Here is a 21,487-nt window from a genome sequence, read left to right on the forward strand (position 1 = left end):
GGACCAGCCGTACGTGACGGCCGGGCCGGCCTTGCGCGGGGTTGCTGCCCGTCACCGTGCCGAGAGCCGCCACCATGAGGCCGACGCGTCGCGCAGGGTGTTGGTGCCGCAGTGCACCTCGCCCATGCCGAGGTGGTAGGTGTACCAGTCGTCGATGTACGACACCTTCAGCCCCACCTCCCGGTACACGGCGGTCGCCGCTTCCGTGAAGATGTCCTTGCCGTTGACGACGGGTCCCCACTGGCGCGGAGCGAGGTAGCGGTCGCGGCCCAGGAGCACGCCGTTGACCGCTCCGGGAACGTACGCGCTGGTCGTCACCGTCGCCGGGGCCGCCGCACGCGAGCCGGCCGGGTTCTCGGCGAGCCACTTCTGCTGGCCGTTGTCCTTGAGGCTTTCCACGAGGTCGGAGCCGGCGCCCATGCGCGTCAGACGCGGCACGGGAACCTCCTGGCCATCGGAGGTCAAGGCCTCCGAATCACGGGTGTACAGCGCGGGCACCCGCACGATCTCGCCGGCGGTGACGCCCGTCTCGCGCTTCAGGATCTCCAGGTTGGCCGCGATGCGCCGCGACGCCATCTCGTTGTCGGCCACCAGGTGCCGGGAGGCGAGCGCCTGGTCGATGGTCTCCTTCGGCGCGGGGGTGTCGGCGCGGCCCGGGACGGAGAACATCTTCGTCGTACCGTGGCCGTCGCGCTTGGCGTCGCGCAGCAGCCGCAGCCCCGCCTGCGGGTCGGCGACGCCGATGCGCCAGCCGCGCGGGGTGTCGGCGGGCAGGAACTGTACGAACTCGTCGACGTGCCCGACGCCCAGCCAGGAGGTGTCCAGCAGCAACGGGTCCTGCAGACCCTGCGACTTGAGCATGGTGCGCATCACCTTCGACGGCCGCGCCCCGCTGTCCTTGCGCTCGCCCATGATGATGCGACCGGCCGGGAACGAGCGCCCGCCGTGCCTGTAGGGCGGGACGGTCTCCAGGTTGCCCATGGAGTTCAGCGACCAGTCGTCGGGTTCCGCACGGTCGGTCACCTGCACGACGCCGATGTCCCGGCCGCGTACCTTCTCGAACAGTTCCCGCCCGGCGTCCCGGTCCGGCTGGGCGGAGCGCAGCATCACGCGCATCACGTGCCGCTTGCCGCCCGGCCCGGTCATGCTGACGTAGGCCGGTTCGACGAAGTCCTGGGCCCAGCGGTCGGCGTACTTCTCGAAGGTGACCAGCGGCGTGGTGATCCCGGCCTTCTTGACCTCCTTCTCGAGCGCGGTGACGAACTCCCGCTGGAGGCGGCTGTCCGGGCCGTCGCCCTGCACCTTGGACACCATCACCTGCTGGGTGTTCTGCAGGTGATGCTGGGTCAGCAGCGGCGCGACGCGCAGGGTGACGGCGTCGGACGTGGACGTCTGCCCGGACGTCACCGTCAGCCGGATCACCGCCCGCCCGTCCCACTTGGCGCTGTCCCGGACGACGTCGGTGGCCTCGACACCGAACTCCACACCGGAACGCAGCTCGGCGGCGGTCAGCCGGGTCCCGGACGTCACCAGGACCCAGCCGCTGGCACGCTTGAGGAAGAGGTGCGTGTGCGCGCCACCCGTGGTGACCTTCAGGCTGCCCTTGGCACTCGCCGGGACGTCGGGCATGGGCACGGAACGGACCCGGGCGAGGTCGGCGGCGTCCGCGCTGCCGTTGACCTTCTTGTCCGTTCCGTCGTTGCAGGCGGCCAGCTTGGCGTCGGACAGCGGTCTGCCGCCGGGGCCGGTGACGGGACACCGCTTGGTGTCGTCGTCGACGTTGGGCAGATACACCGCGCCGCGCTCGACCGACCAGCGGTCCTCGCGGTGTGCGTCGGTACCGCCGGTGACGTCGACCCGCCCGTCGCGGTTCACATCCGCGCGCAGATCGGCCGGGCCGGACGGCCCGGCGGCCGGCGCCGAGTGGGCCGGACCCGCCAGCACGGATCCCGCGGCGGCGAGAGCCAGGACGAAGGAGCCGGCGGGGTACGGACGTATGCGGATCCGTGTACGTGAACGCACGGCGCGTTCCTCTCAGTTGAGGGGTGTCGCCGTACAAGAGGCGGAACAAGGCGTTGTGCGTTCACTGTGAGGCGAGACTTACTGCAGGGTCGGAGGCGAGCAGTGGCTCAGTGCTCGTCGCGGATGCTGGTGGCGATGCCGTTGCTGATCACGACCTCGGCGCTGAAGCCCTTCTTGGCGGCCGTCTCCAGTTCGGCCTCGGTGCACTCGGTGCCGCCCTGGCCGCCTTCACCCGTGTCCGCGTCACCGCAGATGTCGCCGTAGCCCCAGATCGCGGTGTCCTCGGCGATGAGGAACTGCTGCTCGACGCCCTTCATGTCGGAGACCGTGTACTTGCCCGGCGCCAGGTAGGAGACGTTGCCGAACCAGGTGCCGTTGACGCCCTTGCCCTTGTCGATGCCCTCGACCACGGTCTCGCGGGAGTCGGAACCACCGCCGGAGCCGGCGTCCTGCTGCGCGGCGCGCCGTTCGGTCACCAGGGTCGCGATGCCGTTCCTCATCTTCACGTCGGCGCTCACGGCGTCCTTCTTGGTGGCCGCCTCCAACTGGTCCAGCGTGCACGGCGCGTCCACCTTCGCGCCCGCCTCGCCGCAGATCGTGCCGGCGCCGTAGACCTCGGTGTCGTCGGCGACCAGGAACTGCTGGTCCTCCTTGCCCGGTACGGACACGATGTACTTGCCCGGGGCGAGATAGGTGACCTTGCCGTCCGTGAACGAGCCGCTGACGCCCTTGGAGCCCTGCGAGCTCCGGGATCCCTTCGACGCCTTGGAGTCCGACGCCTTTTCCGCGACCGCGGTCGCGCCGGTCCTGCTCTTGCCGGCCGCGTCGGCGTCGGAGCCGTTCTGGCACGCCGTAGTCAGCAGCCCGGCGGTGATCGCGGTGGCGGCGACGACGGCGTTGCGCAGGTGGCGGTTCATCACGGGAGGTTCCTTCCGGGGCGGCGATAGCGGGGAGCCGGCGGCGTTCTGCGCCGGCTCCCCGCTCTGTCACCGACTATGAGGAGCCCCGGAGCCCGCAGGTCACGCCCGTCTGCCCTTCAGGACACCCCCGTGGCACCGCCGTGACACAGCAACATGTCGGCTGTGGACGGCGGTTCGTCGCCGCGCCGCCTTGAGATGCTCGTCGCCGATGAGGCCGTACGCCGATGAGGCCGTACGCCGATGAGGCCGTACGCCGGCAAGGTCGTAAGCCGACGAGGCCGTGCGCCCCGCACCTGACGGATCATTCCGGCGGCTGCCTCGCGGGTCGTGGTCAGGTCTGCGGGCCGCCCGCGTCCGTACCGATGCCGACGGTGATCAGGATCTGGTGGCCGCCCTGGGCGTTGTCCGGGACGACGGCCTGCGCCATCGCCTCATGAGCCGCCTCCACTGTGGCCTCCGGGGGGACGACGAGCAGGAGGAAGTGGTCCTGCTCACCACGCGTGACCACGAGCGTGTCGTCGGCCACGGAGGACCAGGCGATCCGCACTCGCCGCCCGCCGACGGCCAGGGCCGCGGGAGCGTCGTCCCACGCGGCCCCGTCCAGACCGACCTGCTGGACGGGGCCGAGGTGTTCCGTCAGCGCCTCGATCAGGCCGGGAAGCTCGGCACCGGCGTTGTGGGACCTGGGCCACCACGCGCCGTCGAGCAGCCCCGCGCGGGAGTGCGAGGTGGTCAGACGCAGCAGCGCGGTGCCCGGCACGACGGACTCGCGGACGGAGTCCGGCAGGAGCTTGCCGGCCGACTGTGCCGTGGGCTCGTTCATGGCGGGCACCACCTTCCGCGCGGGGTCCGAGGAGGACTCCCCCTCCACCGTACTCCGCGCATTTCGCGCCCTTGGCGAAGCGGCCGCGCCGGGTGCCGGCTCAGACGGCCAGTACCGCCCGCACGGTCTTCCCGCCGGTCACCGGCACCGCGACGTCGAAACGCTCGGTGAGTGCCCGCACTATGGCCAGGCCCCGTCCGCTCTCGTCGTCGGCATGCACGGCACGCGTGCGGGGCCGGCCCGGGGCGTCGTCGTGCACCTCCACGGTGACGCGGCCCGCGCCCACCTGCAGCCGCAGCCGGCAGCCGGTGCGTCCGTGCCGTACCGCGTTCGCGACCAGCTCGGACGCGATGAGCGTGGCGTCGGCCACCTGCTCGGCTCCGACGGCGGCTATGCGTGAATGCGTCCGGGTGAGAAAGGCGGACGTCAGTCTGCGGGCCCGCCCGGCCGAGGCGACGGTGCACGGCAGCAGGTACTCGGCGCGTGCGGTGTGCTCCCGGGCACCACCCTTGTGGGCACGCATGAGTGCTCAACTCCCTCCCTGGGACTGCCGGCGCGCGCGGTCGCAACCGCCGTCCGCACCGGGGCCACACCCTGTCCCCCGCGGCCGGTCCCGTCCGGTGGTGATGCCCGCGGCGGCTGATCGGCAACCGGGAACCGCCCCGGAATCAGCGACCCTTGCGGCCCCGCCCCGAGCAACCGGGCGGGGCCGCGAGCGAACTCAGTCAGCCACTCAGCGCACCGGAAACCCGCAGGAGTAGCCCTGCTCCTCGAGCCAGGGGAGGATCCGGCGCAGGGCTTCGACGGTCTGGGAACGGTCGCCGCCCGCGTCGTGGAAGAGGATCGTCGGCCCGTTGGGCAGCTCTCGCTCGACGGTGGCGACCATGGCGTCCGTGCCCGGCCGTTCGAAGTCCTTGCTGTCCACGTTCCAGCCCAGCGGGCGCATGCCCCGGGAGGCGGCGAGCCCCCGGCTGTAGGGGGTGAAGGCCCCGCCGGGCGCCCGGTAGTACACCGGCCGTACGCCCCCGGACGCCTTGGTGATCATGCGTTCGGCGTCCAGGATCTGCTGCGACTGGTAGGCCTCGGACTGCCTGTCCATGGTGGTGTCGTGCGACACCGAGTGGTTGCACAGCAGGTGCCCGGCCGCGACCACCTTCTTCACGAGGTCGGGGTGGGCCTGCGCCTGCGTCCCCACCATGCAGAACGTGGCCTTCACCCCGTACTGCCGCAGCACGTCGAGCACTTGGGGGGTCCACACGGGGTCGGGGCCGTCGTCGATGGTGATGTTGACGCCGCGCGCCCCCTTGTCCGAGGCGTGCACGATGGTCTCCGCGACCGCCTTGACGTCACTGCCCGGCTTGGCCGACGCGGTCGCCTCCGGCGACGAGCCCCCCACCGCATCGGCCTGCGCGGTCCACAGCGAGGCACCGGCGGCGAGCACCGTCACCCCGAGCGCCGCCCCGACCAGCTTGCCGTACCAGCCCCGCCCGCCGCCGTGCCGTGCCATGTCCGCCCCGCCTTCGCGCAGTTCCTCGCCGATGCCCGGTCACCGTGTGACCACATGGCAGGACGAGGGGCGGTGACCATGGGATGCGTCCGTTACCGATCACGGACAATCTCGGGGGAGTTCGCGGACAACTCGGCGAGCAGGGGCCGCAGCGACGGTGAGGCGGACAGGGCCGGCGGCTCGGCTGTCACCTCGTCGGCGCGCCGGCCAGGTCGTCCAGTTCGGCGGCGAAGAGCAGCGCGGGGTCGAATCCCATACCGGAGAACTGGCCGGCGAGCTCCAGGGAGAGGACGCCGTGCAGCCGGCTCCAGAAGGTCAGGGCACGGTGGAGGACAGCGGGCGGGGCGGGATGGCCGCCCGCCCAGTCCCGGTGGCCCTCCAGGTGCTCGTCGAACGGCGTCGCCGGAGCGTCCGGGGGCGCCTGCGAGGGCAGCGCGGCACAGGCGTCCAGGAGGGTCGCCATGATCTCGGAGGAGATCGCGGTGGTGTCGTCGGGCGCGTGGTAGCCGGGGACGGGCGTGCCGTAGATGAGGAAGTAACGCTGGGGGTCCTGCAGGGCCCACCCGCGCAAGGCGTGCGCCAGCCCGGTGAGGTCGGCGCCGGCTTCCGAGGCCGCGCGGAAGGTGTCGGCGAGGCTTCGGTAGGCGTCTCGCACGAGCTCGGTGATCAGTTCGTCCCGGCCGCTGAAGTACCGGTACAGCGCGGGTCCGCTCATGCCCATCTGCTTGGCGATCGCATTGAGGGACAGCGCGGACGCGCCCGCCGTGGCGATCTGCTCCCACGCGCGCTGCTTGATCTCCGTACGCACCTGGGCGCGGTAGCGCTCGCGCGGGGTCGTCGTGCCCTGTTCCGCCACTGACCTGCCACCTTTCCGCATCGCTGCGACTCCGCCCGCAACGTCTGGTTAGAGGTTATCACTGAAGCTATTGACTCTCCGCCGCGCGATGAGTTACAACTTATAACGAACGCGAAAGCACATAACCAGATCAGGAAACGCAGTGGAGGTCACCATGGACGCCGAAGGTCTCGTCGAGGTCGTTCTGCCGGGCAAGGTCGAGCCCGAGGGGCTTCGGATCCGGCACGGAGCCGTCCCCTCGGCGGGCCCGGGCGAGGTCGTGATCCGGATGGAGGCGACCGGCGTCTCCTTCGCCGAGCAGCAGATGCGCCGGGGCCGCTACTACGACCAGCCGGCCTTCCCGTTCGTGCCCGGCTACGACCTCGTGGGCACCGTGCTGAGCACCGGGGAGGGGGTCGAGCCGGACCTGGCCGGCACCCGGGTCGCCGCGCTGGTCAAGGTCGGCGGCTGGGCCAGCCACGTGGTCGTCGACGCGGCGGACGTGGTGCCCGTGCCGGACGGGATCGGCGCGGCGGAGGCGGAGACCCTCGTCGTCAACGGCATCACCGCCTGGCAGATGCTGCACCGCAAGGCCCGAGTCCGCGCCGGGCACACCGTCGTGGTGCACGGCGCCAACGGTGGCGTCGGCTCGGTCCTGGTCCAGCTCGCCCAGGCCGCGGGCGCGCGGGTGATCGGTACGGCGTCCGCCCGCCACCACGACGCCCTGCGGGACCGGGGAGTCGCCCCCGTCGACTACCGCGCCCACGACGTCGCCGCACAGATCCGCGAACTCGCCCCGCACGGTGTGGACGCCGTCTTCGACCACGTCGGCGGCAGCGGCATCGTCGACTCCTGGCGCCTCCTCGCCCCCGGCGGCACGCTCGTCTCGTACGGCAGCGCCTCCACCCGGGACGACGAGGGCTCCAAGCAGATGCCCGTCCTCAAGCTGCTCGGCCGGGTGTGGCTGTGGAACGCCCTGCCCAACCGCCGCCGCGCCTACTTCTTCAACGTCTGGGCCGGCCGGGCCCTGGCCAGGAACCGGTTCCGGTCCCGCCTGCGCGCCGACCTCACCCAGGTCTTCGCCGCATTCCAGCGCGGCGAGGTCAGCGCCCAGATCGCCGCGCAGCTGCCCCTCACCCGCATCGCCGAAGCCCTTCGGCTGGCCGAGTCGGGCACCGTCACCGGAAAGGTCGTGCTGAACCCGTAGCAAGCCTCCGTGTGCCCGGCCCGTTCACACCCACCGACCAGCCGAACCAGCGAGAGGAACCCCATGTTCAGCAACAGCCCGTCCAACGCCCCCGTTCAGCAGCCGAGTCGGCGCCGGGGGGTCATGGCCGCGGTCACGGTCGCACTCGCCGTCACCGGCGTCCTCGCCGGCACCGTCCCGGCCGCCCAGGCGACCCCGCACAGCCGCACGTCCCAGTGCGGCGGGCGCGGCGTCGACCAGGACGCCGTCATCCGCTACGAGTCCGACGTCTTCATCAAGGCGCCCCTGAGCACCATCTGGAAGCTGCAGACCGACGTCGAACGCTGGCCGTCCTGGCAGGCCCCCGTCCTCACCGCCGAACGTCTGGACCACGGCCGTCTGAAGGCGGGTTCGCGGTTCCGCTGGACGACACCCGCGCCCGCCACCCCCACGACCCCCGCCACCACGCTCGACATCACCTCCACCGTTCAGGAACTCCGGCGCCACAACTGCATCCTGTGGAGCGGACCCGCGATCGGTGACGGACTGCGCATCGACGAGGGCGTCCACCTGTGGACGTTCAAGAAGGTCAAGGGCGGCGTACGCGTCCACACCGAGGAGACCTGGACCGGCGACCAGGTCGAAGCGGATGTGCCCACCGCCACCGAGGCCCTCGGCGCGGGCCTCGAAGCGTGGCTGCGCGACCTCAAGGCCACCGCCGAAGCGTGACGTACGGCAAGCGGGCCCAGGTCGATGACCAGGGCCCGCTCGGCCATGTCCCAAAAAGCCGTGCCTCAGTGCAGCGCGCTCTTCTCCCGCCACTCGGACCACGAGAGGTTCCACGCGCCGAACCCGTTCCCGGGCGCGACCACGCCCTTGGTGTCCTCGCCGGTGATCTCGAACGGGTCTCCTGGCCGCACCTGCCGGTAGAACCAGGCCGCGTTCGCGTCGCTCATTCCTATGCACCCGGAACTCTGGTTGGCGTTGCCGAAGTAGCGGGCGTTCCACGGTGCGGCGTGCGCGTACATGCCCGACCAGGTCAGCCGCATCGAGTGCGCGACCATCTTGTCGTAGGCGTCGCCGAGGCCCACCGTCTCGGAGTTCATGTTGATCGTGCCCTCCTTGGCCATGAGCACAGCGGTCCCGCGCCAGGAGCGCTTGTCACCGCCGGGCGTGCCGCCGGAGACCGGTATGCGGCGGACCGTTTCGCCATCACGGACGAGGGTGAGCCGATGGCGGTCGAGGTCGACCTTGACGATCTGCCGGGCCCCGATGGTGAAGGTGGTCGTGTAGTCGCGTACGAACCAGCCGCCGTCCGCGCCCGAGTCGGTGCCGTTCAGCTCGGCGTTCAGAGTGACCTCGGTTCCGGGCTTCCAGTACGTCCTGGGCCGCCAGTCCACCCGGTCCCCGCCCGACCAGTCGCGTATCCAGCCCCAGGAGCCCTCGGTGCCGTTCGAGGTGGTGATCCTGAGCTGTCTCTCGACCTCGGCCTTGTTCTTGACCGGACGGTCGAAGACCAGGGAGATCGGCTGCGCGATGCCGACGGTGGCGCCGGCGCCCGGTCGCCAGTCGACCTTGTTGACCTTGCCCGCCTCAGCCGTGGTGAAGGCGGCCTTGGTGGTCTTGGCGGTCCCGCCGTCGGTCCGGGTCGCCGCTGCCACCGCGTACGACGCGCCGGGTACGGCCTTGCGGTCGGAGACCCACGACCGGCCGTCCGCGGCGACCTTGCCGGCGAGCCGGTGGCCCTCCGCGTCGGTGACGGTCACCGAGGTGAGTCTGCCGCCCGAGGCCGTGACCCGCACGGGTTCGCCCGCCGGGACCCGTTCGCCGGTGGGCGTGACGGTGACCGTGACCGGGCGGTCGCCGGTGCTCGGCTTGCCCTTTCCGTCAGGGGCGGTGGGGGAGCCGCTCGACGAGCAGGCGGCGAGCGGCGTCAGCAGCGCGGTCATGGCGGTGGCCACGACGGCGGCCCGGACGCGGGCATGGGCGACGACACGGGTGCTCGGCAGTACGCGTGTGCGCGACAACGGGACCTCCGGGAAGGACGGGAAAGGGTGGGTGAGTCGGCGATGTCGTGACTGTAGAGCCGGAAAACCCGAGGTCAGCCGCTATGGAGCTATGTGACGGCGTCTGGTGAGGAACGGTCATGGTCCGGTCACATTCGCCGGACGGAGCGGTCATGGGCCGCTGTGAACCTCCTGTGTGTCCCCGCGACAGGCCCGGGGAGAAGGAGAGGTTCAGACTGTGTCAGCGCTGCTCGTGCCGCCCGGCCGCGTGCCCCAGGCACCAAACCGGGACGTGGCCCTGCGAACCATCGACGCACGGACTTACCGCGCCTTCCTCGATTCCCCCGGCGGCACGGCCCTCGGCGCCGGTTTCCTGCAGTGCCCGTCCTGGGCCGACGTCAAGGAGGGCTGGCGCTCCCAGCTGCTCGGCTGGGGGCCGGATCCGGAGGCAGGCCGACTGACCGGCGTGGCCCTGGTGTTGCTGCGGCAGTTCCCCGGCACCCGCAAGTACTTCGCCTACCTCCCCGAAGGGCCCGTCGCCGACTGGAGCGACCCCGACGTCGACCGCTGGCTCGGTCCGCTGCTGGAACACCTGCGCCGCGCGGGGGCCTTCGCCGTACGCATCGGCCCGTCGCCCGCCTACCGGCGCTGGGAGGCCGCCCTGCTCAAGCCGCTCACCGGTCCGGGCCGACGCCTCGGCGACGTCCTCGCCAGCGAGGTCGACCCGCTCGGCACCGCCGTGGCAGAGCGGCTGCGGGCCCGGGGCTGGCGCCGCTGCGGTGGCGACGGAACCGGAAGGGAACGGGCCGGAGGGGAGGGGACCGGAAGGGACGGGGACGCCCAGCCCCGCCACGTCTTCCACGTGCCGCTCGCCGGACGCACCACCGAGGACCTGTGGTCCGGGCTCAACCAGGAATGGCGCCGCAATGTCCGCCGGTCCCAGAAGGAGGGAGTGGAGGTGGTGGTGGGCAGTGCCGCGGAACTCCCCGAGTTCTACCGGCTGCTCGGCATCACCGAGCGACGCGACGGTTTCCGGCTCGGCCGCTCGCTCGCGTACTACGAGCGTCAGTACGCGGCCCTCAACGCCGAGGCACCGGGCCGGATGAAGCTGTACCTCGCCCGCCACCGAGGAGAGGTCCTCGCCGCCCACACGATGATCACAGTGGGCCGCCGGGCCTGGTACCAGACCGGCGCCTCGGCCGACCACCGCCGCGAGGTCCGCCCCTCCAACGCCCTTCAGTGGCGGATGCTCCAGGACGCCCACGCGCTCGGCGCCGACGTGTACGACATGCGCGGCGTACCCTCCACTCTCGATCCTGACGAACGTGCGTACGGACTGCTGCGGTGGAAGCTCGGCACCGGGGGGCGGGTCGTCGAGACCTTGGGGGAATGGGAGAGACCTTTGGGCGGCAGCGCCAACCACGCGCTGTACCGCGCCTTTCAGGCATACCTGAACCGCCGATGAGGCAGCGGCCGCCGACGACACAGACCAAGCCGACCGGTACGGACAGCGTGAATGCGGCGAACGCCGCCCGCGGCAGCGCCGTCATGGCCGCAGGATCCATCGTCTCCCGGGCCACCGGTTTCGCCCGCTCCGCCGTCGTCGCGGCAGCGCTCGGCACCATCGGACCGGTCGCCGACGGTTACGCGGTCGGCAACGCCCTGCCCACCATCGTCTACATGCTGCTCCTCGGCGGAGCCCTGAACGCCGTCTTCGTGCCCGAGCTGGTCAAGGCCGCCAAGGAGCACGACGACGGGGGTGCCGCGTACACCGACCGGCTGGTCACGGTCTGCGTCATCGCCCTGCTGGCGATCACCGCGATCGCGGTATGGGCGGCCCCCGTGATCGTCGAGGCGTACACCGACTACACCGGCGAACAGGCGGCCATGACAACCGCGTTCGCCCGCTACTGCCTGCCCCAGATCTTCTTCCTCGGACTGTTCACGCTGCTCGGACAGATACTCAACGCCCGCCGCAGGTTCGGCGCGATGATGTGGGCGCCCGTCCTCAACAACCTCGTCGTCATGACCGTCTTCGGTCTGTACCTGGCGCAGGCCATGGGCGGCGGGGACACGCTCACCCCGACCGAGACCGCCGTGCTCGGTTGGGGCACCACCGCCGGTATCGCAGTCCAGGCGCTCGCCCTCGTCCCAAGCCTGCGCGCGGCCCGCTTCCGCTGGCGGCCCCGCTTCGACTGGCGCGGCAGCGGGCTGACCCGCCCCCTGCGGTCGGCCGGCTGGCTGGTGCTGCTGGTCCTGGCCAACCAGGCCGCCTACTGGGTCACCACCCGGCTGGCCACGACCGCGGGCCTCGACGGCGGCCCCGGATACAACGCGTACAACAACGCCTATGCCCTGTGGGTCGTACCGCACGGCATCATCACGGTCTCCGTGGTGACCGCGCTGATGCCCCGGATGAGCGCGGCCGCCGCCGACGGGGACACCGCCGCGCTGCGGCGCGACGTCTCCCACGCCCTGCGGGTCTGCGCATCCGCCGTCGTACCCGCCGCCTGCGCGCTGTTCGCCCTCGCCCAGCCGGTGACGGCCCTCGTCTTCGGATACGGCAGGACCAGCGCCGCCGACACGGCCGCCATGGCCGGGATCCTGATGGCCTTCGCGCCGGGACTCGTCGCGCTGTCGGGCCAGTACGTCCTGTCCCGCGCCTTCTACGCGCTCTCCGACACCCGTACGCCGTTCCTGCTCAACCTCGTGATCGTCGCCCTCAACGCGGGACTGTCCGTGGCCGCCGCGCACGTGCTGCCGGCGCGCTGGGCCGTGACGGGCATGGCGGCGGCGTACTCGCTGGCGCTGTGCGCGGGCTGGGCGGTGACCGGCCGGGTGCTGAGCCGCAGGCTCGCCGTCGCACACCCTCTGCGGTCGTCAGCCGTGGGTGCTCACCTACGGCTGATGCTCGCGGCCGTCCCCGCCACCGCGCTGGGCCACTTCGCGGCCTCGGGAACCGCACCGGCGGGGCCGGTGGTCTCCACGGTTGCCGGCGCGACCGCCGTCATCCTCACCTTCGCCCTGCTCGCCCGTCCGCTGCGGCTCGCCGAACTCGAAGCGCTGCTCTCGGGCGTACGCCGGAGATGGACCCGGACCCGGACCTGACCACCATCCCTGACCACCATCGAGGGAGAACTGCCGATGCCCCGCGTGCTCCTCATCGAGGACGACCCTTCCGTACGCGAGGGGGTCGAACTCGGTCTGCGCCGCCGTGGCCACGAGGTACGGGCGGCCGCGACCGGCGAGGCCGGTCTGGCCGCAATGGCCGAATTCCGCCCCGATCTGCTGCTGCTGGACCTGATGCTGCCCGGGATGAACGGCGTACAGGTCTGCCGGCAGGTCCGCGACCGCAGCCAGCTGCCGATCATCATGCTGACCGCGCGCGGCGACGACTTCGACGTGGTCATCGGCCTGGAAGCCGGCGCCGACGACTACATCGTCAAGCCCGCCCGCACCGAGGTGATCGAGGCCCGGATCCGTGCCGTGCTGCGCCGCCTGGACGACGGCGGCGCGGGCCGCCCGGCCATCGAGTTCTACGGCGAACTCGCCATCGACCGGGTCGGACTGACGGTCACCAAGGCGGGCCGGCCGCTCGCGCTCGCCCCCTCGGAGCTCAAGCTCCTGCTGCACCTAGCCGCCGCCCCCGAGCAGGTGTTCAGCAGGCAGCAACTGCTGGAGCACGTCTGGGATCACAGCTACCACGCCGACGCCCGGCTGGTCGACGCATGCGTCGCACGTCTGCGCGGCAAGATCGAGGACGAGGTCGGCAGCCCCCGCTACGTCCAGACGCTGCGGGGCTTCGGCTACCGCTTCGGGCCGCTGTGATCACCGGCCGACCTCGGTCTCGGTTCAGGGCGTTCGGGCTGCGTACGCGGCTGATGCTCGCCTTCCTGCTGGTCGCCGCCGTCAGCGCCGGCACGACGGCCGCGCTGACCTACCGTGAGGCCCGCAGCGCGGTGCTGCAGACCGCCCAGGACACGGCTGTCACGTCCTTCCGCGACCAGGTCCAGCTGACCGGGTTCGCCCTGCCCGTGCAGGGAGGGGAGGACCTGGAAGCAGTCCTGCGGGACATCGCCCGCAAGGGCAAGCCGCACCCCTGGGTGGTGTTCGCCGAATACGGTTCGGTCCGCGCCTCCTCGGGTGAGAACCCCGTCTCCACCGTCATCACACCCGAACTGCGCCGTGCCGCACGGGCCAACCCCCACGGCAGCTTCGAGCGGGTCGTCAAGGACGGTGTTCCGTACCTGACCATCGCCATGCCCATGGTCTTCAAGACCAGCCCGGACAGTGTGCTGCCCAGCGGACTCGTCCTGTACGCCGTCATGCGGATGACCGACGAGCAGGTCAACGTCGACGCCCTCCTCATGGCCGGCCGGGACGGCGCCCTGCCCGGCCTCGCCGTCGCCCTGATACCCGGCCTGATCGCCGCCCGCAGCGTGCTGCGCCCGGTGCGGGAACTGAGCCAGGCGGCCCGGAGCATGGGCAGCGGCAGACTCGACACGCGGATCGCGGTGCGCGGCAGCGACGAACTGGCGGATCTGGCCCGTACCTTCAACGAGTCGGCAGCCCAACTGGAGCAATCAGTGCGGGAACTGCGCGAGGCCGAGGCCCGCGCCCGCCGTTTCGCCTCCGACGTCTCGCACGAACTGCGCACCCCCCTCGCCGGAATGCTCGCCGTCACCGAGGTCCTCGACGAGGACGCGGATCACCTGGACGCCGACACCGCCCGCGCGGTCCGCCTGGTCAGCGCGGAGACCGGGAAGCTCGCCGTGCTCGTCGAGGACCTGATGGAGATCTCCCGCTTCGACGCCCGCGCGGCCGAGCTGAACGCCGACGAGGTCGACGTGGCCGAGGCCATCCGCAAAACCCTCCACAACCGGCACTGGACCGACACCGACGGCCGGGTCCGCACCGAACTCCCCGACGGTATCCGTGCCCGGCTCGACCCGCGCCGCTTCGACATCGTGATCGCCAACCTCGTGGGCAACGCGCTGCGACACGGCAGCGCGCCGGTCACGGTACGCCTGCGCACCGAGGCCCGCTCCCCGGGCACCCCCACCCTGCTCATCACGGAGGTCGCCGACAACGGCCCCGGCATCCAGCCTGCCGTGCTCCCCCACATCTTCGACCGCTTCTACAAGGCAGACGCGGCCCGCACCCGCTCGGCGGGCAGCGGCCTGGGGCTGGCGATCACCTGGGAGAACGTGAAGCTGCACGGCGGAACGATCCACGCGCGGAACCTGCCCGGGGGCGGCGCCGTCTTCACCGTCGGGATACCGCTCCATACGGAGGAGGCCGGCGGATGAGGCGTGCGCTGACGCGCCGACGTACGGCGGCCGTCGCCCTCGCCATCGCTGTCGCGGCGACCGTACCGCTGGTCGGCGGCTGCGGTATCCAGGAGACCGACGTCATCGAGGCGGGTGGCCCCGCCAGCTTCCAGGCCTTCCTCAACCGCGACTACGACATGCTGCTCTTCTTCCGTTCCCCCGACGGAGGACTGACCCCCGTGATCCGGACGACCGAGCCTCCGGCCGAAGAGCGGAACCTCAGCGAAACGGCCGGGCCGGTGCCGACGGAGAAAGTCGTCCTGGCGCTGCTCGGCGGCCCGCGGGACGAGGACCGAGCCGCAGGCCTGAGCACCGCCCTCCCGGCCACCGGCCCCGGCGCCACCGTCGAGGTCGACGTCACCCCGGGCGGCAAGGTCGCGACCCGCCTGCCCCTTGCCCTCAACGGGCTGTCCAGCACGGCGCTACGTCAGCTGACCTGCACGATCGCCTACAGCCAGGACGCCGACGGCAAGGTCGCCGTGCAACTGACGGGGCAGGACGGGGCATCCAGGTCCGGCACCTGCGGACTCGCCCCGGGCAGCACCGGAGACGAGCCCGCGGCCGAGTCCCGGACACGGACCACGCCACCGCCCGGCACCACCGGCTGATCACTCATCAACAGGTCGTGACCGGGCGGGGTCGGGTCAGGACATCCAGTCGTCGCGTCGTCCCGGGTTCAGAAGCGGCTGACCATGCCCGGGAGACCCCGAGGTGTGGGCAGCGGGATCGGGTTGTCGGCGGCGCGCTCGCGTGCGTCCGGTGCTGCCTTGCAGGTCACGTCCTTGACCGGCAGTTTTCCGGTGGTGAGGTAGGTCGTGGCCGGCTTGTCGGCGCAGGTCTTGGAGCCGTAGATGCCGTGTCCGACGCCACCGAGGACCGTGACCATCTTCGAGCCCTTCATGACGCGGCGCAGGCCCTGGCCGCTGGCCAGCGGGGTCTGGGAGTCCCATTCGTTCTGGAGGATCAGCGCGCCGACCTTGTTGTCGATCGTGGTGGCGGGCTCGGAGCCGGTCTTCTTCCAGAAGGCGCACGGCTTGATGTTGGAGACGAAGTCGCCGTACAGCGGGTACTTGGCCTTGTCGCGGATCGCGTCGGCGCGGTACTGCTCCGGATCGCGCGGCCAGTTGCGGGTGTCGGCGCAGACGACGGACCAGAAGCCGGCGTCGCCGTTGTCCGCGGGAACGGCGCGGGCGAACGACGGCGGCTGCGGCGAGAGCGTCCTGCCCTCCCGGGCACCGGAGGCGGGCCTGCCCTCGGCGGCCCTCTTCAGCTCGACGACCGATTCGGCGGCGTCGCGCACACTGAAGAACGTGGCCCGGCTGCCGGAGCGGATGTCGTCACCGGTCATCTTGGTGCCGTCGAGCTCGATCGGCTTGCGGTCGGCCTGCGCGACGAGGTCGTAGAAGGTCTTGCGGACCGCCGCGGGCGTCTTTCCCAGCTTGTACGTGGAGTTGCGCTCGGCGGTCCACTCGGTCCACCGGGTGAAGGCGGGCTCGGTGCCCTCCGCCCAGATCTGGATCATGCCGCGCCAGACCCTGGCCGGGTCGACGGCGCTGTCCAGGACGAAACGGTCGGAGCGCTTGGGGAACATCTGCGTGTAGACCGCGCCGAGATAGGTCCCGTACGAGTACCCCAGGTAGGAGATCTTCTTCTCGCCGAGCACGGCCCGGATCACGTCCATGTCCCGGGCGGTGTTACGGGTGGTGATGTGCCGCAGCTTGTCGCCCTGCTTGGCATCGCACTTCTCGGCGACGGTGCGGGCCCACTTCACGTCCTTGGCGAACGTACCCGCCCTGTACGGCCGTTCGGAGTTCGCCTGCTCCGGCGTCAGTCCGCAGCTGACGGGGGAGCTCTTGCCGATCCCTCGCGGATCGAACCCCACGAGGTCGTACTTGGCCTTCACGCTCTTCGGCAGCTCACTGGCCATGAACTGCGGCATGTCGACGCCCGGACCGCCGGGTCCGCCCGGGTTGAGCAGGAGCACACCCCGGCGCTCCTGCCTGGTGCTCGTCTTCAACCTCGATATCGCGAGATCGAGCTTCTTGCCGCTGGGGCGGTTGTAATCGAGGGGCACCTTGATGGTGGCGCACTGGAACGTCGTCGGCATCTCTCTGTCACAGCGGTGCCAGGCCGGCTTCTGCTGAAGGTACTGGCTCAACGGGTTGGCCGCGGCGGCGGAAGCGGCGGACGCCGTGGCCGGCGCGAGCGCGGGAACCAGGGCGGCGACCGTACCGGCCGCCAGGAAGCAAGCTATTCGACTGTTTCGCACGTGGGGGAGGTCCTTGGCCTTGGTGTGTGTGGATCGGACCAACCCTTTCGGCTAACGGAGTTGGGGCGAATCCATCACGGGGCCAGGATTTCTCCGACCGTGGTCGGACGGACGGGGCGACGGATGGTCCCGGAGTCGGACAACCAAGACGCGCCTCGCGGCATCTTGCTCAAGCGCCTTTTCGCCGGGGCGCTGTCATCGTCGCGAAGGGGCGACCTGTCGAGCCGACCGGTACGCGCCCACGTGATCAGCTGGCACCGGGAAGGGGACCGTCGGGCGCTTCTTGCTCGGCACGGCGGCGGTACTCGGCGTTGATGCGCTGCGCTTCCTCGAGCTGGTCCTCAAGGATGACGATGCGGCAAGCGGCCTCGATCGGGGTGCCCCTGTCGACGAGCTCGCGGGCGCGTGCCGCGATCCGCAGTTGGTAGCGGGAGTACCGGCGGTGTCCGCCCTCCGAACGTAGCGGAGTGATCAGACGAGCCTCACCCACGGCGCGGAGGAAGGCCGGGGTGGCGCCGAGCATCTCGGCGGCCCGCCCCATGGTGTATGCGGGGTAGTCGTCGTCGTCCAGACGATCACTGAGGGGGATATCTGCTGTCATGTCACCTCGTTTGTGCAACGCGTCGAGGGGCCCTGGTGCCGTACGGCACCAGGGCCCCGAAGGAAATTCAACACCATCTGAGGTCCGGGTCGCCGAGAACGGACGGCGAGACGGCCGTGAGGGCCCTGCCGACGCGTGTCGGCAGGGCCCTCATCGGGATCCTTACGGCGGTTCGCCGCCCGGTTCAAGCTGCCGCTGGGCAGCCTGGTCGATCAGGCAGCCTGGTCGACGGCGGGCCGCTGTGTCCTGCGCCGCCCCGCCCGCCCGGTGGCACGCCCCTGGGCGGGGCGGCCGCGGCGGCCCCGGGACGAGGAAGACGCGGCGCGGCGGGGGCGTTCCGCGACGGGCGCGGTGATGACGACGGGAACACCCGAAGGGGCCTGGGCCCCGGTGATGCGGCTCAGCTCCGCCTCACCCGAACGTACCGGGGTGACGCGGGGGGTGATGGCGGCTGCAGCCATCAGTCGGTTCATGCTGCGGCGCTGGTCGGGTGTCACCAGCGTGACGACGCTGCCGGACTCTCCGGCTCGGGCGGTACGGCCGCCGCGGTGCAGGTAATCCTTGTGGTCGGTGGGCGGATCGACGTTGACGACCAGGTCGAGGTTGTCGACGTGGATGCCGCGCGCCGCGACGTTGGTCGCCACCAGCACCGTCACATGTCCGGTCTTGAACTGGGCGAGGGTCCGCGTGCGCTGCGGCTGGGACTTGCCGCCGTGCAGCGCCGCCGCGCGGACACCGCTGTTCAGCAGGTGCTTGGTGAGCCGGTCCACGGCGTGCTTGGTGTCCAGGAACATGATCACCCGGCCGTCTCGTGCCGCGATCTCGGTGGTCGTCCGGTACTTGTCCGCTTCGTGCACGTGCAGTACGTGGTGCTCCATGGTGGTGACCGCTCCGGCGGAGGGGTCGACGGAGTGGACCACGGGGTCGGTCAGGTAGCGGCGGACGAGCCGGTCGACGTTGCGGTCCAGGGTGGCGGAGAAGAGCATCCGCTGGCCTTCGGGGCGTACCTGGTCGAGCAGGGCGGTGACCTGCGGCATGAAGCCCATGTCGGCCATCTGGTCGGCCTCGTCGAGGACGGTGACGGTGACGTCGTCCAGCCGGCAGTCGCCACGGCCGATGAGGTCCTTGAGCCGCCCCGGCGTCGCGACGACGACCTCCGCCCCGGCCCGCAGCGCACCGGCTTGCTTGCCGATGGACATCCCGCCGACCACAGTCGCCAGCCGCAGCTGCACGGAACGGGCGTACGGGGTCAGCGCGTCGGTCACCTGCTGGGCGAGCTCGCGGGTGGGAACCAGGACCAGGGCAAGCGGCTGCCGTGGCTCTGCGCGTCGGCCCGCTGTCCGGGCCAGCAAGGCGAGGCCGAAGGCGAGGGTCTTGCCCGACCCGGTGCGGCCGCGGCCGAGCACGTCACGTCCGGCGAGGGAGTTGGGCAGGGTCGCCCCCTGGATGGGGAACGGTACGGTCACGCCCTCGCGGCCGAGCGCGGCCAGCAACGGCGCCGGCAGGGCGAGGTCGGCGAACGACTCGACGGCGGGCAGCGCGGGCGTGGTCGTCACCGGCAGCGCGAACTCGCCCTGGGGCGCGGCCTGTCGGCGTCCGTTGCCCTGGGAACGCCGCGGCGCTCCCGAGCGCTGGGGGGCAGAACCCCGGGAGCGGTCGTTGGTGCGGGTCGTGCGTGCAGTGCGTGCGCGGTTCAAGCGGAACCTTCCTCGATGTGGGCACGTAGGCGCGAAGCAAGGAATTTCCGCAGCAAGATGAACGGCGCAGAGAATCGCGAGAACGAGCCGGAGATGATGGGCGCCGATCCGGATCGACGGGGAATGCGTCACCGTTCGGTGAGGTGTGGGGCCTTCCGGCCCTCCCGTCGCGCGCCCTGAAATGCAGCCAGCTGGGGCGCGCACCCCAAGGTGCGGGCCCCAGCTGCGATGTGTGCGTTGTTGCGGGTGTCAGGCGGGAACGATGTTCTCGGCCGTCGGGCCCTTCTGGCCCTGCGCGATGTCGAACGACACCTTCTGGCCTTCCTGCAGCTCGCGGAAGCCCTGGGCGGCGATGTTCGAGTAGTGGGCGAAGACGTCGGGGCCGCCGCCGTCCTGCTCGATGAAGCCGAAGCCCTTTTCCGCGTTGAACCACTTCACGGTGCCAGTAGCCATGTCATTTCTCCTTCGGGGACGGTGTTCGAAATTCGCCCTGTGCGGATTCCGAGTCGCCGTGCTGATTAACCCGTCGGAAAATGAACCTTCTGGCAACCACACCTGCAACTGACGTCGACCGTAGCATGACGCGATCGGCCCAGCGCGCGAAGTAATTTCACTCGGGTCGCGGATCGGGGAATACTCGCAGTGCGCCGCACCTATTTCTCACCTCGCCGATGCAGATATTGACCCGCGCGGATGCAGTGTTCCTGCCGGGCGCTTGCGGCCGCAGCGCCATGACCTCCGTAGATGAGCCGTGCGGCGCTGCCATCGTCATCGACGGACGGGACGACGGGCACCGCGCCGAGATCCCGCTGCCGCGATGAAGGTCACATCGGTCCGTCGTCCACGACGGGGTGGCCCGCAGGCGTTGTCGGCGGGCGACGGTATCCCGGCAGCTCCTAGTCGGCGCGTGCGGCGGTCCAGGTGATGTGAGGGGGCTCGACGCGGGCGCACAGGGGCCCGCCCTGCGCGTCGGTCAGGCCGAGGCGTCCGACCAGGAGCCCGTCGCGTGCGGCGGCAGCGAGTACGTCGGCGGGGATGACGTCGAGCATGAGCTTGGCGCGACGGAACATCGTGAAGGTGCCCGATTCGTCGACCGTGCCCCACGACAGGTAGATGAACCGTCGGCCCAGACGGTCCTGCACGTAGGGGCCTTTGACCTCGATGCCGGTCGGCGAGGTGCTCGTGGTGCACTCCAGGGTCCAGGTCGCGGACGGTGCGTCGCCGCGCTGTGGCTCGAGGAGTTCGGCCGGACGGTCGCGGCGTTGCACGGCGACGTGGAGGTTGCCGTAGGCGGGGGCTTCGCCGTCGACTACGGCGGGGCGGGTCAGTCCGGGCAGATCGACGGCGTCGATGCGGATGCGCATAGCGGCCATCATCCCGCCATCGTCCGTGCAGTGGTCGGCCGGCTGTGCTCCGGCGGAGCTCGGCCCGCTCTGCGAATGCGCTGTCGTCGCAGGCTCGCTCCCCAGCGGAAGGTGCGTGGTAGCGTCCGTATACAAGGTGTATACGAAAACTGGGGGTTGCCGTGACGTCCGGTCGGGAGAAGGCGTACACGTATCTCAAGGAGACGGTGCTGACGGATCCCGGGATGCAGGGCGCCTTCCTGTCGGAGCAGGAGCTCGCGGACCGGATCGGCGTCTCCCGCACGCCCATCCGGGAGGCGCTGCTGCAGCTCGCCGCCGAGGACCTGGTCGAGCTGGTGCCCAAGCGGGGCGCCCGCGTGTCCCCCCTGACGGGACGGGAGATCCGCGAGCTCATGGAGCTGCGGGGCATCGTCGAGCGGTACGCCGCCCAGCAGCTCGTCTCCGCTGGTGGAGCCCCGGTGGCGGAGCTGCGGTCCCTGCTGGAGAGGCAGCGCGAGCTCACCGGTGCCGACCAGGCCCGGGAGTTCATCGCCGTGGACCACCGTTTCCACGCGGTACTGGTGTCCGCCGTCGGCAACGCCCTCCTCGACCGGCACTACGAGGGCCTACGCAGCCGCCAGGTCCGCGCCGGAGTGGTCGCCCTCTTCAACCAGCAGGGACGACAGGAAGCCGTGCTGGAGGAACACGAGGCCATCCTGGACGCACTGGAAGCCGGTGACGCGCAGGCCGCGTGGGCCGCCATCGACCACCATCTGGAGTCGACGCTCAAGGTGCTGCTCGCGGGCTAGGCCCTGCCGTTTGGATCATCCCGGCGTCGCGGGCCCTGGCACGCACATCTGCGGCGTTGTCGTCGGTCGCCGACTCACCCACGGCCGCGACCGGCTTCGCGCTGCACGCGCGGGGGACCCCCATCGCGTCGACTCCCTC

General features: G+C 71.0%; 20 protein-coding genes. 8 read left to right on the plus strand and 12 right to left on the minus strand.

Annotation, left to right across the window (positions count from 1 at the left end; translation table 11 throughout):
* Positions 1-51: 51 nt before the first annotated feature.
* The 6 genes from ACFY5C_RS07350 to ACFY5C_RS07375 all read right to left on the minus strand — a co-directional run bounded on the left by ACFY5C_RS07350 (position 52) and on the right by ACFY5C_RS07375 (position 6,128).
* A complete protein-coding gene (locus ACFY5C_RS07350) occupies positions 52-2,022 on the minus strand; it encodes a protein-arginine deiminase domain-containing protein (protein WP_389441534.1) in 1,971 nt (656 codons plus the stop codon).
* A 107-nt stretch (positions 2,023-2,129) separates the two neighbouring features.
* The gene (locus ACFY5C_RS07355; protein ID WP_389442197.1) at positions 2,130-2,939 is read right to left on the minus strand and encodes a hypothetical protein; all 810 of its coding nucleotides are present in this window, start codon (positions 2,937-2,939) and stop codon (positions 2,130-2,132) included.
* A gap of 334 nt (positions 2,940-3,273) precedes the next feature.
* On the minus strand, positions 3,274-3,765 hold the full coding sequence (locus ACFY5C_RS07360; RefSeq protein ID WP_389441536.1) for a DUF5994 family protein: 492 nt from the start codon (positions 3,763-3,765) through the stop codon (positions 3,274-3,276).
* A gap of 100 nt (positions 3,766-3,865) precedes the next feature.
* Positions 3,866-4,288, minus strand: a complete 423-nt coding sequence (locus ACFY5C_RS07365) for an ATP-binding protein (RefSeq protein ID WP_389441538.1) — start codon at positions 4,286-4,288, stop codon at positions 3,866-3,868.
* A 210-nt stretch (positions 4,289-4,498) separates the two neighbouring features.
* Complete coding sequence (locus ACFY5C_RS07370) at positions 4,499-5,272, minus strand: polysaccharide deacetylase family protein (RefSeq protein WP_389441540.1); 774 nt, start codon at positions 5,270-5,272, stop codon at positions 4,499-4,501.
* A 187-nt stretch (positions 5,273-5,459) separates the two neighbouring features.
* Positions 5,460-6,128, minus strand: a complete 669-nt coding sequence (locus ACFY5C_RS07375) for a TetR/AcrR family transcriptional regulator (RefSeq protein ID WP_389441543.1) — start codon at positions 6,126-6,128, stop codon at positions 5,460-5,462.
* Positions 6,129-6,282: 154 nt separating this feature from the next.
* On the opposite strand from ACFY5C_RS07375, the gene ACFY5C_RS07380 reads away from it, so the two are divergent.
* Together ACFY5C_RS07380 and ACFY5C_RS07385 are read left to right on the plus strand one after the other, a co-directional pair.
* Positions 6,283-7,314 (plus strand): medium chain dehydrogenase/reductase family protein, encoded by a 1,032-nt coding sequence (locus ACFY5C_RS07380; RefSeq protein ID WP_389441546.1) that lies wholly within the window; start codon positions 6,283-6,285, stop codon positions 7,312-7,314.
* A 63-nt stretch (positions 7,315-7,377) separates the two neighbouring features.
* Positions 7,378-8,022, plus strand: coding sequence for an SRPBCC family protein (locus ACFY5C_RS07385; RefSeq protein ID WP_389441549.1), 645 nt, complete (start codon positions 7,378-7,380; stop codon positions 8,020-8,022).
* 65 nt (positions 8,023-8,087) lie between these two features.
* Here the strand turns inward: ACFY5C_RS07385 and ACFY5C_RS07390 are convergent, their stop codons facing one another.
* The gene (locus tag ACFY5C_RS07390) at positions 8,088-9,242 is read right to left on the minus strand and encodes an Ig-like domain-containing protein (protein WP_389442200.1); all 1,155 of its coding nucleotides are present in this window, start codon (positions 9,240-9,242) and stop codon (positions 8,088-8,090) included.
* 295 nt (positions 9,243-9,537) lie between these two features.
* Here ACFY5C_RS07390 and ACFY5C_RS07395 point away from each other — a divergent pair, with 295 nt between their 5' ends.
* The 5 genes from ACFY5C_RS07395 to ACFY5C_RS07415 are packed head-to-tail and all read left to right on the plus strand — an operon-like array spanning position 9,538 to position 15,237.
* Positions 9,538-10,764 (plus strand): lipid II:glycine glycyltransferase FemX, encoded by a 1,227-nt coding sequence (locus ACFY5C_RS07395; protein ID WP_389441551.1) that lies wholly within the window; start codon positions 9,538-9,540, stop codon positions 10,762-10,764.
* Complete coding sequence (gene murJ / locus ACFY5C_RS07400; RefSeq protein WP_389441554.1) at positions 10,761-12,407, plus strand: murein biosynthesis integral membrane protein MurJ; 1,647 nt, start codon at positions 10,761-10,763, stop codon at positions 12,405-12,407. The genes ACFY5C_RS07395 and murJ overlap by 4 nt, the downstream gene beginning before the upstream one ends.
* A 36-nt stretch (positions 12,408-12,443) precedes the next feature.
* Positions 12,444-13,127, plus strand: coding sequence for a response regulator (locus ACFY5C_RS07405; RefSeq protein ID WP_389441556.1), 684 nt, complete (start codon positions 12,444-12,446; stop codon positions 13,125-13,127).
* The gene (locus ACFY5C_RS07410) at positions 13,028-14,608 is read left to right on the plus strand and encodes an ATP-binding protein (RefSeq protein ID WP_389441558.1); all 1,581 of its coding nucleotides are present in this window, start codon (positions 13,028-13,030) and stop codon (positions 14,606-14,608) included. Before ACFY5C_RS07405 ends, ACFY5C_RS07410 begins: the two co-directional genes overlap by 100 nt.
* Positions 14,605-15,237, plus strand: coding sequence for a hypothetical protein (locus tag ACFY5C_RS07415; RefSeq protein WP_389441560.1), 633 nt, complete (start codon positions 14,605-14,607; stop codon positions 15,235-15,237). The genes ACFY5C_RS07410 and ACFY5C_RS07415 overlap by 4 nt, the downstream gene beginning before the upstream one ends.
* A gap of 68 nt (positions 15,238-15,305) precedes the next feature.
* On the opposite strand, the gene ACFY5C_RS07420 is transcribed toward ACFY5C_RS07415, so the two are convergent.
* From ACFY5C_RS07420 to ACFY5C_RS07440, 5 genes are all read right to left on the minus strand, one after another.
* A complete protein-coding gene (locus ACFY5C_RS07420; protein WP_389441562.1) occupies positions 15,306-16,898 on the minus strand; it encodes an alpha/beta hydrolase in 1,593 nt (530 codons plus the stop codon).
* Positions 16,899-17,145: 247 nt separating this feature from the next.
* Positions 17,146-17,499, minus strand: coding sequence for a MerR family transcriptional regulator (locus tag ACFY5C_RS07425; protein ID WP_389441564.1), 354 nt, complete (start codon positions 17,497-17,499; stop codon positions 17,146-17,148).
* Positions 17,500-17,711: 212 nt separating this feature from the next.
* Positions 17,712-19,196 carry a DEAD/DEAH box helicase gene (locus tag ACFY5C_RS07430; protein WP_389441566.1) on the minus strand — a complete coding sequence of 495 codons (1,485 nt, stop codon included), beginning with the start codon at positions 19,194-19,196 and terminating at the stop codon, positions 17,712-17,714.
* A 249-nt stretch (positions 19,197-19,445) separates the two neighbouring features.
* The gene (locus ACFY5C_RS07435; protein WP_030939356.1) at positions 19,446-19,649 is read right to left on the minus strand and encodes a cold-shock protein; all 204 of its coding nucleotides are present in this window, start codon (positions 19,647-19,649) and stop codon (positions 19,446-19,448) included.
* Between the two features lie 443 nt (positions 19,650-20,092).
* Positions 20,093-20,560 carry a DUF5990 family protein gene (locus ACFY5C_RS07440; protein ID WP_389441569.1) on the minus strand — a complete coding sequence of 156 codons (468 nt, stop codon included), beginning with the start codon at positions 20,558-20,560 and terminating at the stop codon, positions 20,093-20,095.
* 161 nt (positions 20,561-20,721) lie between these two features.
* Here ACFY5C_RS07440 and ACFY5C_RS07445 point away from each other — a divergent pair, with 161 nt between their 5' ends.
* Complete coding sequence (locus ACFY5C_RS07445; RefSeq protein ID WP_389441571.1) at positions 20,722-21,348, plus strand: GntR family transcriptional regulator; 627 nt, start codon at positions 20,722-20,724, stop codon at positions 21,346-21,348.
* The last annotated feature ends 139 nt before the right edge of the window (positions 21,349-21,487 follow it).

It is taken from the genome of Streptomyces sp. NPDC012935, assembly GCF_042900345.1.
Classification (GTDB): Bacteria; Actinomycetota; Actinomycetes; order Streptomycetales; family Streptomycetaceae; genus Streptomyces.

Bases quoted from the DNA above. Each gene is read 5' to 3' on its own strand.
- ACFY5C_RS07355 (WP_389442197.1), bottom strand. From the start codon at position 2,939: ATGAACCGCCACCTGCGCAACGCCGTCGTCGCCGCCACCGCGATCACC.
- ACFY5C_RS07360 (WP_389441536.1), bottom strand. From the start codon at position 3,765: ATGAACGAGCCCACGGCACAGTCGGCCGGCAAGCTCCTGCCGGACTCC.
- ACFY5C_RS07365 (WP_389441538.1), bottom strand. From the start codon at position 4,288: ATGCGTGCCCACAAGGGTGGTGCCCGGGAGCACACCGCACGCGCCGAG.
- ACFY5C_RS07370 (WP_389441540.1), bottom strand. From the start codon at position 5,272: ATGGCACGGCACGGCGGCGGGCGGGGCTGGTACGGCAAGCTGGTCGGG.
- ACFY5C_RS07380 (WP_389441546.1), top strand. From the start codon at position 6,283: ATGGACGCCGAAGGTCTCGTCGAGGTCGTTCTGCCGGGCAAGGTCGAG.
- ACFY5C_RS07385 (WP_389441549.1), top strand. From the start codon at position 7,378: ATGTTCAGCAACAGCCCGTCCAACGCCCCCGTTCAGCAGCCGAGTCGG.
- ACFY5C_RS07390 (WP_389442200.1), bottom strand. From the start codon at position 9,242: ATGACCGCGCTGCTGACGCCGCTCGCCGCCTGCTCGTCGAGCGGCTCC.
- murJ (WP_389441554.1), top strand. From the start codon at position 10,761: ATGAGGCAGCGGCCGCCGACGACACAGACCAAGCCGACCGGTACGGAC.
- ACFY5C_RS07405 (WP_389441556.1), top strand. From the start codon at position 12,444: ATGCCCCGCGTGCTCCTCATCGAGGACGACCCTTCCGTACGCGAGGGG.
- ACFY5C_RS07410 (WP_389441558.1), top strand. From the start codon at position 13,028: ATGCGTCGCACGTCTGCGCGGCAAGATCGAGGACGAGGTCGGCAGCCC.
- ACFY5C_RS07415 (WP_389441560.1), top strand. From the start codon at position 14,605: ATGAGGCGTGCGCTGACGCGCCGACGTACGGCGGCCGTCGCCCTCGCC.
- ACFY5C_RS07425 (WP_389441564.1), bottom strand. From the start codon at position 17,499: ATGACAGCAGATATCCCCCTCAGTGATCGTCTGGACGACGACGACTAC.
- ACFY5C_RS07435 (WP_030939356.1), bottom strand. From the start codon at position 19,649: ATGGCTACTGGCACCGTGAAGTGGTTCAACGCGGAAAAGGGCTTCGGC.
- ACFY5C_RS07440 (WP_389441569.1), bottom strand. From the start codon at position 20,560: ATGCGCATCCGCATCGACGCCGTCGATCTGCCCGGACTGACCCGCCCC.